The 17,435-nt window shown below is 49.3% G+C and carries 15 protein-coding genes; 5 read left to right on the top strand and 10 right to left on the bottom strand.

The window, feature by feature from the left end; all coding sequences use genetic code 11:
* Positions 1-141 precede the first annotated feature (141 nt).
* Genes DXC51_RS08710 through DXC51_RS08720 form a run of 3 tightly spaced genes read left to right on the top strand, consistent with a single transcriptional unit; the run spans position 142 to position 3,545 of the window.
* A complete protein-coding gene (locus DXC51_RS08710) occupies positions 142-1,023 on the top strand; it encodes an ABC transporter permease (protein WP_242991603.1) in 882 nt (293 codons plus the stop codon).
* Positions 1,024-1,037: 14 nt separating this feature from the next.
* On the top strand, positions 1,038-1,910 hold the full coding sequence (locus tag DXC51_RS08715) for a carbohydrate ABC transporter permease (protein WP_117544294.1): 873 nt from the start codon (positions 1,038-1,040) through the stop codon (positions 1,908-1,910).
* Between the two features lie 33 nt (positions 1,911-1,943).
* Positions 1,944-3,545: a type 2 periplasmic-binding domain-containing protein gene (locus DXC51_RS08720; protein ID WP_117544295.1), complete on the top strand. Its 1,602-nt coding sequence runs from the start codon at positions 1,944-1,946 to the stop codon at positions 3,543-3,545.
* A 74-nt stretch (positions 3,546-3,619) separates the two neighbouring features.
* Here DXC51_RS08720 and DXC51_RS08725 read toward each other — a convergent pair whose 3' ends face one another.
* Complete coding sequence (locus DXC51_RS08725) at positions 3,620-4,447, bottom strand: sugar phosphate isomerase/epimerase family protein (RefSeq protein ID WP_021639523.1); 828 nt, start codon at positions 4,445-4,447, stop codon at positions 3,620-3,622.
* Positions 4,448-4,451: 4 nt separating this feature from the next.
* Positions 4,452-5,489 carry a Gfo/Idh/MocA family protein gene (locus tag DXC51_RS08730; protein WP_117544296.1) on the bottom strand — a complete coding sequence of 346 codons (1,038 nt, stop codon included), beginning with the start codon at positions 5,487-5,489 and terminating at the stop codon, positions 4,452-4,454.
* Between the two features lie 425 nt (positions 5,490-5,914).
* Between DXC51_RS08730 and DXC51_RS08735 the strand changes: the two genes are divergently transcribed.
* Both DXC51_RS08735 and DXC51_RS08740 read left to right on the top strand, forming a co-directional pair.
* Positions 5,915-7,123: an ROK family transcriptional regulator gene (locus DXC51_RS08735; protein ID WP_117544297.1), complete on the top strand. Its 1,209-nt coding sequence runs from the start codon at positions 5,915-5,917 to the stop codon at positions 7,121-7,123.
* Positions 7,124-7,251: 128 nt separating this feature from the next.
* Positions 7,252-8,328: a Gfo/Idh/MocA family protein gene (locus tag DXC51_RS08740; protein WP_117544298.1), complete on the top strand. Its 1,077-nt coding sequence runs from the start codon at positions 7,252-7,254 to the stop codon at positions 8,326-8,328.
* A 145-nt stretch (positions 8,329-8,473) separates the two neighbouring features.
* On the opposite strand, the gene spoVT is transcribed toward DXC51_RS08740, so the two are convergent.
* From spoVT to yaaA, 8 genes are all read right to left on the bottom strand, one after another.
* Positions 8,474-9,019, bottom strand: coding sequence for a stage V sporulation protein T (spoVT, locus tag DXC51_RS08745; RefSeq protein WP_021639528.1), 546 nt, complete (start codon positions 9,017-9,019; stop codon positions 8,474-8,476).
* Positions 9,020-9,441: 422 nt separating this feature from the next.
* Entirely contained in the window at positions 9,442-10,122 is a 681-nt protein-coding gene (locus tag DXC51_RS08750) for an LrgB family protein (RefSeq protein WP_102290182.1), read from the bottom strand.
* Positions 10,115-10,489, bottom strand: coding sequence for a CidA/LrgA family protein (locus DXC51_RS08755; protein ID WP_117544299.1), 375 nt, complete (start codon positions 10,487-10,489; stop codon positions 10,115-10,117). The genes DXC51_RS08750 and DXC51_RS08755 overlap by 8 nt, the downstream gene beginning before the upstream one ends.
* Positions 10,486-11,022, bottom strand: coding sequence for a cysteine hydrolase family protein (locus DXC51_RS08760; RefSeq protein ID WP_025487641.1), 537 nt, complete (start codon positions 11,020-11,022; stop codon positions 10,486-10,488). The genes DXC51_RS08755 and DXC51_RS08760 overlap by 4 nt, the downstream gene beginning before the upstream one ends.
* A 126-nt stretch (positions 11,023-11,148) precedes the next feature.
* The gene (locus DXC51_RS08765; protein ID WP_021639540.1) at positions 11,149-11,598 is read right to left on the bottom strand and encodes an Lrp/AsnC family transcriptional regulator; all 450 of its coding nucleotides are present in this window, start codon (positions 11,596-11,598) and stop codon (positions 11,149-11,151) included.
* Positions 11,599-11,632: 34 nt separating this feature from the next.
* Entirely contained in the window at positions 11,633-15,169 is a 3,537-nt protein-coding gene (gene mfd, locus DXC51_RS08770; RefSeq protein ID WP_021639541.1) for a transcription-repair coupling factor, read from the bottom strand.
* Positions 15,166-15,753, bottom strand: coding sequence for an aminoacyl-tRNA hydrolase (gene pth / locus DXC51_RS08775; protein WP_021639542.1), 588 nt, complete (start codon positions 15,751-15,753; stop codon positions 15,166-15,168). The genes mfd and pth overlap by 4 nt, the downstream gene beginning before the upstream one ends.
* A 196-nt stretch (positions 15,754-15,949) precedes the next feature.
* A complete protein-coding gene (gene yaaA / locus DXC51_RS08780; protein ID WP_102290184.1) occupies positions 15,950-16,735 on the bottom strand; it encodes a peroxide stress protein YaaA in 786 nt (261 codons plus the stop codon).
* Positions 16,736-17,435: the final 700 nt, after the last annotated feature.

Genomic DNA, 17,435 nt, shown 5'->3' on the forward strand with positions numbered 1-17,435 from the left:
CAGAAATCAGTAGTAAAGTAGCCACAGGAGCAAAAATCCAAACACATCTATTGATAAAAGGAGGGGAAAGTTATGACGAATGTCAAAAAACAAAAATGGCAGATAGGCCAAGAAACATTTTTTGTCCGATGGAAAAGAAACATGAAGAGATACAAATATATTTATCTCATGCTGCTTCCGGTTATTCTGTATTATGCTATATTCTGCTATGGTCCTATGGGCGGTACCATAATTGCTTTTAAGAATTACAAACCTGCCCTGGGAATTACGGGAAGCAAATGGGTGGGGATGAAATATTTTAAGGACTTTTTATTTGGCCCATATGCTTGGAGAGTGATTAGAAATACGCTGATTATCAATGTTCTTCAGATTCTTTTCGCTTTTCCGATTCCCATATTCCTCGCGCTTCTGATTAACGAAATTAAATGCAGACCATATAAAAAGGTAGTACAGACAATCAGTTATATGCCACATTTCATTTCTCTGGTTGTCATCTGCGGATTATTGGCAACCTTCTGCAGGACTGATGGGCTGTTCAACGATTTTTTAGCTCTTTTAGGAATGGAAAGAAGAAGTCTGTTGGCCGAACCTGATTTATTCAGGACTATTTATGTAGGAAGCGGAATCTGGCAGGAAGCGGGCTGGGGAAGTATTATTTATTTGGCAACGCTGTCAACCGTGGATCCCGGACTGCATGAGGCTGCAGCAATAGACGGCGCCAACCGGTTCCAGAGAATGCTTCATGTCTCCCTTCCCTGTTTAGTGCCAATCATCATTGTACAATTTATTATGAGAATGGGAAACATATTAACACAAGGATTTGAAAAGGTCTTTCTGCTTTACAGTCCGCTTACCTATGATAAGGCTGATATCATTTCCACCTACATATATCGCCAGGGATTGGAACTGACAAATTACAGTTACGGAACGGCAGTTGGTTTATTTAATTCAGCAGTAAACCTTTTGATACTTGTCTTTGTTAATTATACAAGTAAAAGGATTACTCAGGAAAGTCTGTGGTAACAGGAGGGGAAATTATGATCGAAAACAGGAGTCCTGGGGACAGGATTTTTATTGGCACCGTTTATATCATAACCGGATTAATGGCCCTTATGTGCCTCTATCCTATGCTGCATGTACTGTTTGCATCCATAAGTGACCCCATACGGCTGATGCAGCATACGGGAGTTATCCTGAAACCGCTTGGATTTTCCCTTGAAGGTTATAAAATTGTACTGAAAAATCCAAACATCCCGGTAAGTTATCTGAACACGATTATTTATGTGGCGGTTGGAACCTCCATTAATATCCTGATGACAACGCTGGGAGCTTATGCGCTCTCAAGGAAGGGTTATATGTTCAAAAAAACGATAACCTTGCTTATTGTTTTCACTATGTACTTTAACGGCGGACTGATTCCCAATTTCCTGCTGGTTAAGGCCTTGGGAATGTATAATACAATTTGGGCCCTCGTTGTACCAGGAGCGATTTCTACCTGGAACCTGATTGTAATGAAAACCTGTTTTCAGGCAATTCCGGTAAGTTTGGAAGAATCGGCCAGACTGGACGGAGCAAATGACTTTGTTATATTGTTGAAAGTTTTCTTACCACTTTCCAAAGCGACGATGGCTGTCATGCTTCTTTTTTATGCAGTGACTCAGTGGAGCTCTTGGTTTAACGCAATGATATATCTGAGCGACAGAAAAAAATTTCCACTGCAGCTGATAATGAGAGAAATTCTAATAGCAAATAGTACAAGCGGAAATACGATGGATTCAGATGTAATGTTTTTGGAAGAGGTAGTAAAATATGCGACAATAATTGTATCCACAGTCCCGGTTCTTTGTATTTATCCGTTTGTACAGAAATATTTTATGACCGGAGTAATGATGGGATCTGTAAAAGAATGATGTGTAAAAATTAGATAGACAAGGAGCAAAGATATGAAGATTAAAAAATGGATTGCGGCAGGATTAGCAACAATAATGATGACCGGAATGCTTACCGGATGCGGTAAAAATATAGATGTGACAAAAGAAGATGGCACTGTACAAAGCGATACTGCTACCCAGGCCGAAGACGGAGAAATCACCACATTAACCTGGTGGGTGCCTCTGGAAGGAAGTGCTTCTAAATTCATTCAAAGCTATAATGAAAATACGGCATACCAGGAAGCAATGAAAAGATTGGGCATTCAAATCGAATTCATTCATCCCGCTGTGGGGCAGGAAAAGGAGGAGTTTAACCTGCTGTTTTTAGGAGACAAGCTTCCCGATATCATCAGCTATGCCCAATTTTATACCGGCGGCGAATTTCAGGGAATGCGTGATGGCGTATTCTTGGATATTACCGACCAACTTCCCGAGTATGCGCCTGATTATTATAAAACACTGACTGAGGATGAAGAATTTTACAGGGAAGCGACCGATGAAAACGGGAGAGTGACTGCATTTTACGGATATAAGCCCGTTGGAGATCCTCCATTTCGCAGATGGATACTAAACGAAAACTTATTGGCGGAATTAGAATGTGAAATACCTGAAACAGTAAACGATTTAGAAGCCATGTTTGACAAAATGCTCGCAAAAGGAATTACACCTTATATGCCTGAACCGGGAGATCGTCCCGGCTATGAACAACAACTGATGGGAATGTGGGACATATTAAGGGATTTTTACGTAGACAATGGGAAGATTAAATTTGGCCAGATGGAGCCTGGTTTTAAATCTTATCTTGAACTGATGAATAAATGGTATGAAAAAGGCTACATTTCCAAAGACTTTACCAGCATCGAAGCAACCGAAGTAAATACCCTTTTCGATACCGGAAAAATCGGAACCTTTTTAGGTCCTATTGTAGCAAATTACAACCGCTGTGAAGCATTAGGTATTCCTGTTACAGCAGCGCCCTACACCAGATTGGAACCTGGACAGAAATTACACTGGAACGATTGCGATATCTGGCCTAAAATGAACTATAATGCCAGTGTAGCCGTCATAAGCAAGGACTGCAGCAATGTTCAGGCTGCCCTTACCTTTTTAAACTATGGATATACCCAGGAAGGCGCGGAACTTTATAATTGGGGGGTAGAAGGCCTGAACTGGGACTGGCAGGGTGATAAACGGGTATACAATGATACAATGCTGGAAAATGAATTCGGCACAGAAGAAGCCAGCTATATCTATAAGGTCCATTTTGGTCCTCTTCTGACCTGGCCTGATATAGAATGTCATGCAAACCTTCTTAAAAGCGAAGGTGCCCTAAACAGCAGACTTCAATGGGCTGACGACCCAGATGTGGATAGCGCCCTCCAGCTTCCTCCTTTTCAGTTAAATGATGAGGAACAGCAGAGACTGGGTGAGATAGAAAATGAAGTCTTTACTTACTGCGATGAGATGGTTCTGAAATTCATCACAGGCGCAGAGCCTCTTGAAAATTTTGATCAATATGTGGAAACAATCAAATCCCTGGGGATAGAAGAAGCAATCGCACTGGAACAAAAAGGCTATGACACCTATATGTCTAAAAAAGTGATTGGAGAATAATATTACAGTTCTCCTGGTATATCTCTAAAACAGAGAACCGTTGTATTCTGATAAGATGAATACAACGGTTCTTTTTATTCCGCTGCTATCAAATCCTCCAGCAGCTTCTTCCCCATCAAAATATCCTTCTTCTGTTCCTCACCGGATATTTCCCGTTCTATCGTGATATCGCCTTCATAGCCGATTTCCTTCAGCTTTCTGATAAAGGCCGGGTAATTCACCCTTCCCTGGCCCAAGGGCATCTCCGCCCCCAGCTCATGGCCGTCCGTGGGATAGCAGCCGTCCTTGCCGTGGATACCAAGGACATACTCTCCGAACACATCCAGCGCATCTACCGGATTTCCTTTACCGTACATGAGCAGATTGGCCGGATCCAGATTCACGCCCACGTTATCAAGGCCGATATCCTGAATTGCCCTTTTCAGCGTGACAGGAGTTTCCTGGCCGGTTTCAAACAGAAAATTCTGTCCGTTTTCCCTGCATTTTGCAGCAAGCTCTTTCAGACATATGATCACGCCCTGATAATTCGGATCATATGGATTTTCCGGCATATATCCCACATGTGTTACCAGATTCTTCACACCGATCAGCTTTGCAAAATCAGAACCCTCCATCAGCATCTGCAGCCTCTGGAACCGGAATGCCGCAGGCACCAGGCCGAGCGTTTCCTGCCCTTCATAAAAATTCCAGGTCCTGGGGCCTTCCCAGCCGCACCAGAAAGCTGTGATGTCAATCTTTTCTTCCTCAACCGCCTGTTTTACAAGGGCTGCCGTCTCCTCATTCAGAAGCGTCCTGTCCCAGCACACAAGCTGGCAGCTTTCCATTCCCATTTCCCGCAGTTCGCTGAACTTTTCCTTTAAATCCGTATCCTTATGTAAACCTACCACCACGCCTACACGCATTTGCCTATGCCCTCCTTCTGTTTTCCTCCAGATATTTTTTAGCCGCCTTCAGCTCCTCCAGCCCCAGCAGCACAGATTTTATGCCCTCCGAAAGCGGCGCCCTTTCGATCTCTTTTCCCTGCTTCAGGCAGTCATAAAAGTATTTAATTTCCGTATAGTAAGGCCCCAAGTCAGATATATTGATTCCAGCTGAGGTATCATGCATGGTAAACTCAGGCGCAAGCTGCGGGTGGCTGACCTCCCCGCCTTTGTGCCAGACCGTCAGGGAAGGATTGCTCCTGCCCTGGAATATTACCGTTGCTTCTTCAAAGCAGGCACGGAAGGACGGATCGAAGGGAAGCTGTGTGCACACATCCCATATACCCTCCGCCGTGGCAAAAACATCCCCGAACTGGTAGGAAACAAGCACCTGGTTTACCATGTCGCTGTCAAAAGCAGTTGCCTTTACCTCAAAGGAATCCGGCTCTCCCAGCATATACCGCAGGAAATCCAGATCATGGATATGCAGATCCAGTATCACGCTACCGCTCTTTTTCTCATCATGGAACCAGTCTTCAAAGCCCCACTTCGTATCGCCGCTGATACGTTGCATTACGATGGACTTTAATTTCCCGTAGGTTTTGTTATCATATACATCCTTCAGATAACGGTATTCATCAAAGGAGCGCACTACCTGCCCTACCATCACGCTGACACCGGTTTTCTTCTGCACCTCAAGCAGCCGCCTGCCCTCCTCCGCCGTAAGACAGACCGGTTTTTCGCAAAAAACATGCATACCCTTTTCCATGGCTAAAACGGCATGTTCTGCATGAAGATAGCTGGGAAGACATATATGTACCGCATCCAGTTCTTCATTTTCCAGCAGCTCCCTGCCTGTGACATAGGTCTTTGCCTGCGGCCACTGCTTTGCGGCCCGCTCCAGAAATTCCTGCCTGCAGTCGGCAAGCGCCGTTACCTCCACATCCATTTTCCCGGATAATGCTTTCAGGGACAGATTATGTGTGGTTCCCATGCCCCCGCAACCAATTAATCCAATTTTCATGACTCCTCCTGTCTGCCCGAATTAATGCCCCTGCCTGTTACACAGACTGGCAGTATGCTTCTTCCGGCTTCTCTTTTTTCCCTTCCCTGTTTTGCAGCCTTAATTAGTAATATCATCTTACAAATTCAAGATAGCATTCTACAATGTACTTGTCAATCCCTTTTGCATGCCTAAATTTTTCTCTCCACTACAATTAAAACAGTTCTGACAATTAAACTGCTGCAGGCATCCAGCCATTTAAAATCACTGCGTAATGAGAACGTATCCGTTGCCTTTCTTTGTTGTCTGTGTTAAAATTCCAATTGTAATATGAGATAACAATTATGCTTATCCATAAACAATTATATGCTTTGTGTCATCACAGCTACTGCTATAATACACTGCCCGCCATGCCGGCATGGCCGCAATTCACCAAAGAGGTGCCCATGAAATTAGTCAATCAGCAGCTCATTAAAAATACCAACCTGAAGCTGCTCTACAACTCCATTTTTGAAAACCGCGGAATCTCCAGGGCCGCCCTTGCAAAGAAAACAGGATTGAGCCGCACTGCCGTTTCAGCGCTTATCGATGAGCTGACGGAAAGCGGCTTCCTGTATGATTCCGGCACCGGAGACAGCGCCGGCGTGGGCAGAAAGCCCAACTGCCTGGAGCTTTGCTCCGGGAACCACTATATCGCTGTTTTTGGCTGGGAGGAAAAAAGGGTGCACGCCCAGCTCATTGATATCTGTGGTTCCACCCTCCTGCAGCAGGAGCTTTACAGAACGCCCGGGGACTCCTATACGGAGCTTTGCCATGCCTTTTTGGAGGAAAGGATATTGAAGCTCATCCGCAGTACGCAGCTTCTCGGGATTTGCTTCGTGCTGCCCGCCATGATTGATCCGGAAAAAGAAACGGTTTTCTCCACTACCATTTCTTTGGCGCAGGATCAGGGGGAGACCGGCGTGATTCCTCTTCTTCGGGAAACCTTTTCCTCCTATGCAGCAGCGGTTTTCAACGACACCGCCTGCGCCGCTTATGCGGAAAAGATTTACACCGCAATCCTGGAAAAGGACTATGCCTTCATCCGCTTCAGCCGCGGAATCGGTGCGGCGCTCTTTATCCAGGACAGGCTTCTGGGAAGGGCCTGCGCCTCCTATACACAATTCGGCCATTTCAGCATCTCCCCACAGGGTCCGCCCTGCCCCTGTGGGAATAACGGCTGCCTGGAGCTGGTTCTCTCGGAAGAAGCCCTGCCCGGACGGCTTCATGCCGAAGGAACCTCCTCCTCCCTTCTTTCCCTGCCCTCCATCGGCTATGCCGACCTGGGGAGAGCCGCCCTTTATGGGGACCAGACAGCGATTCAGGTAATACGGAAAATGGCCCGGGAATTTTCCTTTGCCCTGTCCAACCTGATTTGCCTCGTCCATCCTCGCCTGATTGTCCTTGGCGGCAACGCCTGTACCCTCGGCCCCGTTTTTTTAGAGGAAATCCGTCTGTCCCTGCAGGAAACCGGATTTCGCCGCATGACGGAAAACGTGCGCATACGCTACAGCGGGCTGGATGCCTACGCCTGCTATAACGGCGCCATGAAGTACTTTTTTGACATCCACTATCAGTTTACGGGATCAATGAAAGGCAGCTTTTTTATCGGATAAGTTAGGAGAACTGCCGGCCCGGCCGCAGGCCGGAAGCCCTTCCATCCAAAAGCAAAAAAATAAAGGCGGGAACGCATCTGCAACCGCCTCATTAAAACACGTGCTTCGCCACGCAGACAGGAGTCCTTATGAAAAAACTTCGAATTGCCTTGATAGGCTGCGGAAGAATTTCCGCCTGCTATGCAAACGCATTTCCGAAATTATCGGATATCGCAGAATTCGTCTGTGCCATAGACACAGATATTGAAAAGGCTCGGGCCTTTGCCGCTCCCTTCGGCGCCGCTTACGGAACCGGCTTCGAGGATCTGCAGGAAAAAGGAATTGATGTGGTCCACCTTTGCCTGCCCCATTACCTGCATGCCCCCATGGCAGTCCGCGCCCTGCAGGCAGGAATGCATGTCCTTACGGAAAAACCGGTGGCCATCACGCTTCAGGACGCGGATCTTATGAAAGCTGCCGAAGCCGCTTCCGGTAAAAAACTGGGCGTCATTTTTCAGACCCGTTATGAAAAAGGCGTACAGCAGCTCCGCCAGATGATAGGGGAAGGCCGCTTCGGCCGTATCCTCAGCGCCCGCTCCTATCTCACCTGGTCACGCCCCTATTCCTATTATGAAGGAAGCGACTGGAAAGGAACCTGGGACAAGGAAGGCGGCGGCGTGCTCATCGACCAGGCAATCCACAGCATTGACCGCATCAGGTATATGCTGGACAGCGACGTAGAGTGGATAGATGGCAGCGTGCATAACCATTATCACGACAAAATTTTTGTAGAGGATACCGCGGAAGCGGCCATCCAGTTTAAGAACGGCTGCATTTACAGCCTCTATGCCTGCAATTCCTATGCAGCGGACGCCCCCATTTACCTGGAATTCCAGGGGGAAAAAGGGCGCTGCGGCCTGAAGCAGGACACCGGTTTCTATGAAACAGACGGGGTTTACCAGGAAATCCTTCCCACTGCCGATGCCGACGGCAATATTCCTGCCTACTGGGGAAGCGGCCACCTGTCCCAGATCCGTGATTTCTATCTTTCCATAATCAACGACGAGCCTGTCAGGGTGGATGTCACCGAGGGCCGGAAAACGCTGGAAATCGTAAAAGGAATTTATCTTTCCTCCCTGCAGGGAAAACGCATTTATCTCCCCTTTGAGGACAGGATGTATATCGGTGTGGACAAAGCGGCCCCCGGCTGCCCTGATGCCTGTTAGAGCGATTTTGAAAATTATTCCGGCTTCCATATAAAAAAATAAAAGCGGCGCAGGTTTTTCCGATATTTGGAGCATGTCACTTCTCTCCCGGAAACCCTGCAGCCGCTTTTTGCCTGCCTTGTTGTTTTTTTCAGCTTTCTTTTTTCTACTGCTCCATCTGCCTGCCGAGAAAACCGGCTGCGGACAGAATCAGCTTCTGCTCCACTTCTCCCATTTTTAACTTGGGATCGTTATTCAGAAGAAGCACCGCGCCGATTACATCGCCTTCACAGATAATAGGGCTGATGGCTTCATGTATAAATTCCGGTTCTCCTTCCTCAGCTACCTGAATAAAATTCTTATCACCCTTTGCAGCGAGAATGCTTTCCCTGTTCTCAATGGATTCCTCCAGCGCTTTGCTGATGGATTTTCCCATAAGCGCCTTGCAGCCGCCTGCTGCCGCTATAAACTGGTCACGATCCGCAATCAGCGTCATCTGCCCGGATACCTGTGCCAGACTTTCCGCATACTGTTTTGCAAATGTACTCATCTCTCCGATAGGGGAATATTTTTTCAGTATAATCTCTCCCTCCCTGTCGGTAAAAATTTCAAGGGGATCACTTTCCCGGATCCTCAATGTTCTCCTGATTTCCTTGGGGATGACAATTCTACCCAGATCATCTATTCTCCGCACAATTCCTGTTGCTTTCATATTTCCTCCTTCTGCAGGGTCTTTGGCTGTGCGCCTCTTAACCTCTTTTTACATTTATTTTATTCCCGCAGGCAACGGCCGGCCGGACATACCCGCATGTCCATCCTGTGACTGCCGCGAGGCCAGATACCCCGGAACTTGTCCGCCGCGCTTGCTGTAAGGTATTTGACTTCATTGGTTTGGTAAATGTAGTATTTGTAAAATTGAGGAAAATATTCACTGTTTTTATTACTTAAAAATCATTAACAGGATTCATGCTTTTTTATGAATATCACACGCCTATAACCGTAACTGTTCAGCCTCCTCACAGTTACTGCCGAAAGTTGACTCATTTTACAGCTTATAAACTAAAAAGAGGCTTCCCTTACGGAAACCTCACATTTTACTCAGGGTATTTACTCCATGCCTGAACGAAGCAGGAACTAAATCAAAAACAAAGAAAATACAACGGTAAGTATCCCGCAGATACCGATGGCCAGCCCGCTCATGGCCCCTTCCGTCTCCCCCAGCTCAATTGCCTTGGAGGTTCCCACCGCATGGCTGCACGCGCCGATAGAAAGGCCTGCCGTCATGGAATCCTTCACCCGGAAGATACGTATCAGCCACGGCGCCAGAATGCTTCCCATAATGCCCGTGATAATAACCGCTACCACCGTTACCGGCACAAGACCGCCGTGGCTCTCGGAAATTCCCACCGCAATAGGCGTGGTAACGGACTTGGGGAGCAAGGAATTCGTCATCGCTTCATCCAGGCCGAACAGCCTGCACAGCAGGAAAACACTCCCCATGGAGGTGAGCGAACCCACAGTACAGCCCACCAGAATAGGAAGCCAGTTCTTCTTCAGAAGCTCCACCCTTGTATAGATAGAAACCGCCAGACAGCTGGTGGCCGGAGCAAGGAACATATTAATAATGCTTCCGCCCTCATTGTAAGCCTCATAAGGGATATGAAACAGCAGCAGCACCCCGATAACCAGCACAATGGCAATAATCAGGGGATTGCAGACCACAAGCCCTGTTTTCTTCTGAATCCATACCCCGATGGAAAAGGCAATAATGCTCAGGGCAATGCCGAAAAAGGGAGAAGATGTCAGCTCAGCCATTTTCCTGCCCTCCCTTTCTGCGGTTCATCAGCTTCAGCGTCAGCCGTATGCTCCCTGCCGTAGCCGCAAAGGTAAGCACGGTAGTGAACAGGCATATCAGAAGAAGCTGTACCACGCTGCTCTTTAAAACATCAAAATAATTGATAATGCTCACTCCCGCAGGCACAAAAAAGAAAGCCATATTTGCCAGCAGGAAATCCGACTTTTCCCGGATATGCTCCACCTTCAGCCCCCGGAATACGAGCAGGGCAAACAACAGAATCATCCCGATAACGCTGGCGGGAAAGTCAATGGGAAGCAGAGCCTCCACAATCTGGCTCACCCAGCACAGGGAAAAAATGATACCTATCTGATATATGATTTTCATGCCTGTTCCTGCCCTTCCATGGCTATCTGGCACATTTTCATGGTGAGCAGGGCCGCCTCATGACTCTTTGGCGTCACTCCCGCACAGCATGCAGGATCCACTGCGATCCGGTTGTCCGGCATAAAGCTCTTAAGAAGAAGCGCGTTGGACACCACACAAATATCGGTGCACAGCCCCACCAGTTCAATTTCCAGCGTTTCTTTTTTATTTTCCTCAAAAAGAAGCTCTGCCAGCGCCGTGGAACCGAAGGTGGGCTTATCCACAATGACCGCATCCGGCATGGCCCTGGCAATTTCAGGACGGATCTGCCAGCCGTCGGTGCCGCGCACACAATGAACCACCGGAAGGCTCTTTCCTTCCGGCGTTTCCAGATAATTCTCACCGTGCGTATCCCTGGTGGCGTAAATCCGGTCCGCAGGATAGGCCTTTATTTTCTCAAGCACTTTTCCCACAATGGCCTGCGCCTCCGCAGTTCCCAAAGAACCGTCAATAAAATCATTCTGCATGTCAATCACTACAAGAACCTTTTTCATTTGTTTACCTCCTGTCTATCGCAGGCCCGCCTGCGATACCGCATCAATCAGCAATTTGAAAGGAACCTTCCGGCTGTTACCGCCCCTTTTTTACAGGGAGCAATTCAGGCAATCGGGCCGCCGTTCTTATTCCCCGGGTATTGCCGCATACACATTCTTCACTTCCTTCAGCGCAAAATGCGTCCTGGTGGCCGAAACTCCGGGAATGGATTTGATTTTCCTGTGGATTTGCTCCAGCTCATCCGAGGACGCGCAGGTCACCTTCAGGTTAAAGTCAAAATCCCCCGTCAGATAATAACAGTCCACAACAGCGTCAATCCCCCTCACCGTCTCCGTAAATTCATCATAAAAACGGGGATGCTCCAGGCTGACCTCCATCAGGGCGATCACATCATTGCCCAGCTTTGACGAATCCACCAGAATCGTATAGCTTTTTATCACACCGGAATCCTCCAGCTTTTTTATCCGGTCCAGTACTGCCGACACGGACAGATGAATTTCCTTTCCGATATCAGAGGCGGACTCCCGGCCGTTTTCCTTCAATATCCGTAAAATCCTGTAGTCTGTTTTATCCATTGCTGTCTCCTATCCTTACGGCAAAAACGCCGTCCTAATTCCCCGCCAGTATCTCTTTCATGTCGGCAAGCAGTCCCTCCGTCAGACGGATCAGGTTTTCCGCATCCTTTTCCACAACGCCGCATTTCTTATAACGGTAAAAAAATACCGGCGTCCCCCTGGCGCTGAAGGTCAGCTTGTTTTTATGCTTCCCTAAAATTACAGGGAGGTTTTCCCCCTTCAAATTGGCATCCGGCCGCATGGTGATTTTCAGTTCCCCGTTCCGCCCCTTCACTTCCGTAATATACAGCTCATGCGCCAATACACGGATCAGCGCAATCCGGAGCAGGTTATCCACAGATTTCGGAACCTCCCCGAACCGGTCAAGCAGCTCCTCCTTCATATCCTCGCTTTCCGCATGGGTTTCCACCCCGGCAATGCGCTTGTAAATATCCAGCTTCTGCTGCTCGTTGACGATATAAGAGGGCGGGATAAACGCATCCGCCTCCAGCTCCACCGTGGTGGTGAAATCCACAATCGTAAGCTCGCCCTTCAGATTCTTCACCGCTTCATTGAGCATTTTGCAATAAAGATCGTAGCCTACCGCCTCCATATGACCATGCTGCTTCCGTCCTAAAAGATTGCCTGCCCCCCTGATTTCCAGATCCCGCATGGCAATTTTAAACCCGCTTCCAAGATCCGTAAATTCCCGGATGGCGGAAAGACGTTTTTCCGCGATTTCCTTAAGCATCTTATCCCGTTTATACATCAGGAAGGCATAGGCGGTCCGGTTGGAACGCCCCACTCGCCCGCGCAGCTGATAGAGCTGGGAAAGCCCCAGCTGATCGGAGTCATGAATGATCATGGTGTTCACATTGGAAATATCCAGCCCGGTTTCAATAATCGTGGTTGCAACCAGAACGTCTATTTCCCCGTTAATGAAATCATACATAATCCGCTCCAGCTCATGCTCCTTCATCTGCCCGTGGGCAAAGGCCACGACAGCCTCCGGCACCAGCTGCTGCAGCGCGGCCGCCACATCAGCTATATTGTTGACCCGGTTATACACATAATAAACCTGGCCGCCCCTGGTCAGCTCCCTGACAATGGCCTCCCGCACCATCTCCTCATTATACTCACATACAAACGTCTGGATCGGCAGCCTGTCGTTGGGCGGCTCCTCCAGCACGCTCATATCCCGGATGCCCACCAGCGACATATGGAGGGTTCTGGGGATAGGCGTCGCCGTCAGCGTCAGCACATCCACATTGTCCTTGATTTTCTTGATTTTTTCCTTGTGGGTCACCCCGAAACGCTGTTCCTCGTCGATGATCAGAAGCCCCAGATCCTTGAACTGGATATCCGAAGAAAGGATGCGGTGCGTCCCGATGACAATATCCACCTGTCCTTTTCTCAGATCCTCCACCGTTTTTTTCTGCTCCGACGGCGTCCGGAAACGGGACATCAGATCAATCCGCACCGGGAAATCCTTCATTCTCTGGACAAAGGTATTATAATGCTGCTGGGCAAGGATCGTGGTAGGCACTAAAAACGCCACCTGTTTTCCATCCTGAATGGCCTTGAACGCGGCCCGGATGGCGATTTCCGTCTTACCGTAGCCCACGTCGCCGCATATCAGGCGGTCCATAATCCGGTAGCTTTCCATATCCTCCTTGGTAGCTGCAATCGCCGCCAGCTGATCCTCCGTCTCCTCAAACGGGAAGCACTCCTCAAACTCCTTCTGCCATACCGTATCCCTGGAATAAGGATACCCCTCCTTCTGCTGTCTGACGGCATAAAGCTCCACCAAATCCTTTGCCACCTCATCCACAGCGCTGCGCACCTTGGATTTGGTCCGGCTCCATTCCTGGGTACCCAGCTTGTTAAGCTTGGGCGTTTTGGCCGCATCGGAGGACGCGTACTTCTGAATCACATCCAGCCCCGTGGCAAGCACATACAGATTTCCCCCGTCCCGGTAGGAAATCTTGATGTAATCCTTTACAACCTTATCCACCTCAACCTTTTCAATCCCCTGATAGATGCCCAGACCATGACTCTCATGCACCACATAATCGCCGATCTTCAGTTCGGCAAAATCATTGATTTTCTGGCCTTCAAACTTCTTTTTCTTCTTCTTTTTCTTCTGCTGCGAACCGAAAATATCACTCTCCGTAATCACCACGAATTTCAGCAGCGGATACTCAAACCCCCGCTTCACATGCCCGTAATACAGCATGACCTCTCCGGATTTTACCTCACGATCCCCATCCTCGCTGTAAAAGCTTGACAGCCCCTGCTCCTGCAGATCCTCCGCAAGCCGCTTCGCCCTGGTCCGCGAGCCTGAAAGCAGAAGCACCCGGAAGCCGTTTTTCTTGTACCGCTTCAAATCCGAAACCAGCGCTTCAAAGCTGCTGTTATAGGAGGACATGCCTTTTACATTCACATCAAACTTCTTCTGCGGCTTCAGCAGCGCATTTTTACTGTCCATGGAAGAAAGCAGCACACACCTTAAATTCTGCAGAAACCCGGCTGTTTCCTCAAAGCCATACAACAGATCCGCCTGTCCCGGCAAAATATAGCCCTTCTCCAGCCTGTGCCCCATGCTCTCCCTGAATTCCATCTCGACCGCTGAAGCATGCTCCTTTACCCGCAGCGCCTCATCAATAAAAACACAGGTCTCCCCCACCGGGAAAAACTTCAGGAACGAAACCGTCTCCTCATAAAAATACCGGATATAGCTTTCCAGGTTCGTAATCTGGGAAAACTCCTGCACCTGCTCCCGCAGCTCTTTCACCTGCGTCCTGACCCGGTGCGCCTCCTCCGTCTGGAACGACTCCTGCAGCTTCCCGGCAAAAGCCTTCGCTTCCTTCTCAATTTTCCGAAGCCCTTCCTCCTTCTGCTGCCCGGAAAGCATCATTTCCGTCGCCGGATAAATATCCACGTTAGCCAGCTTCTCCACACTGCGCTGGCTGAGCAGGTCAAAGCTGCGGATGGACTCCACTTCCTCCCCCCACAGCTCGATACGGTATGGATTTTCCTCCGTCAGATCAAAAATATCAATGATCCCGCCCCGGATGGAAAACTGCCCCGGCGCGTCCACCTGATAATTTTTTTCATATCCCATCTGCGTCAGGCTGCGGGCGAGACTGCCCTCGTCCAGCCTGCTGTCGCCGTCAATATGGATGACCGACGCAGCGATTTCCTCCAAAGGCACCTGGGGGGACATCAACGCCGCAAAGGTGGTGATCACCGTCAGCGGCTTCCCCTCAATAATTTTACGCAGCGCCTTCATCCGATCCGTCACCAGCTGGTTCCCATGGATATCCGCCTGGTAAAAAATCAGATCCTTCGCAGGATACAGGGTCACATCCCTGTCATAAAACTGATAATCCTCATAAATTTCCCGCGCCTTCAAATCACTGAAAGTAACGATGATTTTATACCGGAAACCATCGCTGAGTCCATACGCCATATGAAGCTTCTGGGAATCCACACATCCGGTAAAGCCGATACAGGCCCTCTCCTTTTTCAGAAGCGCCTGACCCTCTTCAAATTCCGCCAGTTCCCGTAACGGTGCTGTTATCGCATTCATTTACCTTCCCCGCCTGCCCGCTTTCCATTGAATCTGTTCATGGCCTCGTCCGGCCCCTTCTCCAGCATGGTCACGGCAGCATCCACCGCATACCCAATGCTTTCATCCATGATTTTGCGCTCCGCGCCGGTAAAATGTCCGAGCACATAATCCGCCAGATCATATCCCTCCGGCTTGTTGCCCACGCCCATTTTAATCCGCGCAAAGCCATCCGTCCCCAACTGGGCAATAATATTTTTCAATCCGTTATGCCCACCTGCGCTTCCTTTTTTCCGGATACGCAGCTGTCCCAGCTCCAGGCTGATATCATCGCACACCACCACCAGCTCTGACTGAGGATCTACCTTATAATAGTCTATGATTTCCCGGATGCTTTCACCACTCAGATTCATAAAAGTCTGCGGTTTTGCAAGCACCACCTTCATCCCGTCAATATAGCCCCTGCCCACAAGGGCCTTGTGCTTCCTCTCAATCACCCTGATTCCATATTTGGAAGCAATGGCATCTATCACATCAAATCCCACATTATGCCGGGTATTCTCATACTCCCGCTTCGGATTACCAAGCCCAGCTATCACGTACATCTCAATCCATTTCCTTTCCTGTTTCTAACGTTTCAGCCACCCGAACCGCTGTTCCTCATTCTTTAGTTTAATGCCTGATCCTCCCTCTGTCAAATAGCGCTCTCATCCGCCCTCCTCGCAATTCCAGGTGCAGGCCGGCAAAGAGGCCGGTGAGCAGACCGTTACAGCAGAAAGCCAAAGGGGATACGGACCGCACCTAATCCTTCTTTTTTACAAACACCAGCTGACTTTCCGAGGAATACTCCTCCCTGAATTCATATCCCAGCCTGTTAAAGCCCCTCAGCTCCCTCCAGTCCCTGATATCCTGCTGCGCCGCGAACCGTACCATTTCCCCTCTCGCCATCTTCGCCTGCGTCCCCTTCTGCACCACCGGCGGCCACCCCTTTTTCCCCGGTACGCTCTTATCATCTCTTATCTTTTCTTCCCCAAAAACACAGCTTATATACCTCACATCCGCCGTCAGCCAATCCTCCACGCACCGCGAATACTCCTTGGAAGCCAGATTCACAATACAATCCGTCTCCTCACGCAGCTTCCCATAAATGGCATCCTTCCAGAAATCATACAAATTTCCCTTTCCCTCCGGATTCCCCTTCGCCTGCATCTCCAGCCGATACGGCACCACCCCGTCAAGCGGCCGCAGTATCCCATAAAACCCCGATAAAATCCTCACATACTCCTCCACATACTCCCACTCGCCCGCCTCAAACACCCGGGGCGCCATATACTGATACTGAATCCCCTCATAAGCCAGCACCGCCGGAGTCACCCCCTTCTCCAAATCCATCCCCCGCAGCCTCTCATAATTCAACTCCGCAATTTTTTCATTACACCCCCAAAGCCTCTGCAGCTCCTCCTTAGACTGCCCCTGCAGCCATCCCTTAAGCACCTCCGCCCTCTCCAAAAAAACCGGCCTCCCAACAGCCTCCATCGTATCCCCGTCCACATTCATCTTTTTAGCCGGTGAAATAATAAATCTCATCCCTTCATCCTCCATTGGTTTCCCGTCCGTGCGGGGAGCAAAGATTTGGGGCCGCTTCCGGGGAATGGGGGCGGTTCTGCTTTCAGGTGTCCCTGGGGCGGGGCCGGTGGGGGTATTTTCCTTGCCAACCTCAAAAATGGGGGATTTCTAACTGTTCCCTGCGGCCGGTCCCCGGCTAACACGGCTGAACTCCTCGCTTGTAACGTTTTCTTGTTAATTCCATTTGTTGCCTGCGCTCGTCAAACAAGCCGTTAAGAGCAGCCGGGAACCGGCCGCAGGGAGCAGTAAGAAATACCTCCATTTTCTCCCATGGCATGGAAAATACCCCCACCGGCCCCCACCCCAGGGACACCCGAAAGCAGAACCGCCCCCATCCCCCGGAAACAGCCCCAAATCTTTGCTCCCCACACTCACTTTATCTCTGTCTCTTCTGCACAAAATATGCTATACTAACCACCAACACTAACTCCGCCCAACATTTACACAATAAACTGCCAAAGTATACAACACTCATACCAATTCAAAAAAATACAAAAACGTATTCCCTCAGTTCATTACCTACAGGAACAAAACGCCCTTACAACCTGCGCGCAGTTCCGGGGAAGCCGGACGGCTTTATGCTTTGCCGTTGTCCTGTCCCGTCCCCGCCGGGGTGTCCCTGCTGTGCCTGTCCGGGGGAGCGGGTGTTTTCAGATGCCTT

The organism is Eisenbergiella massiliensis (assembly GCF_003435485.1).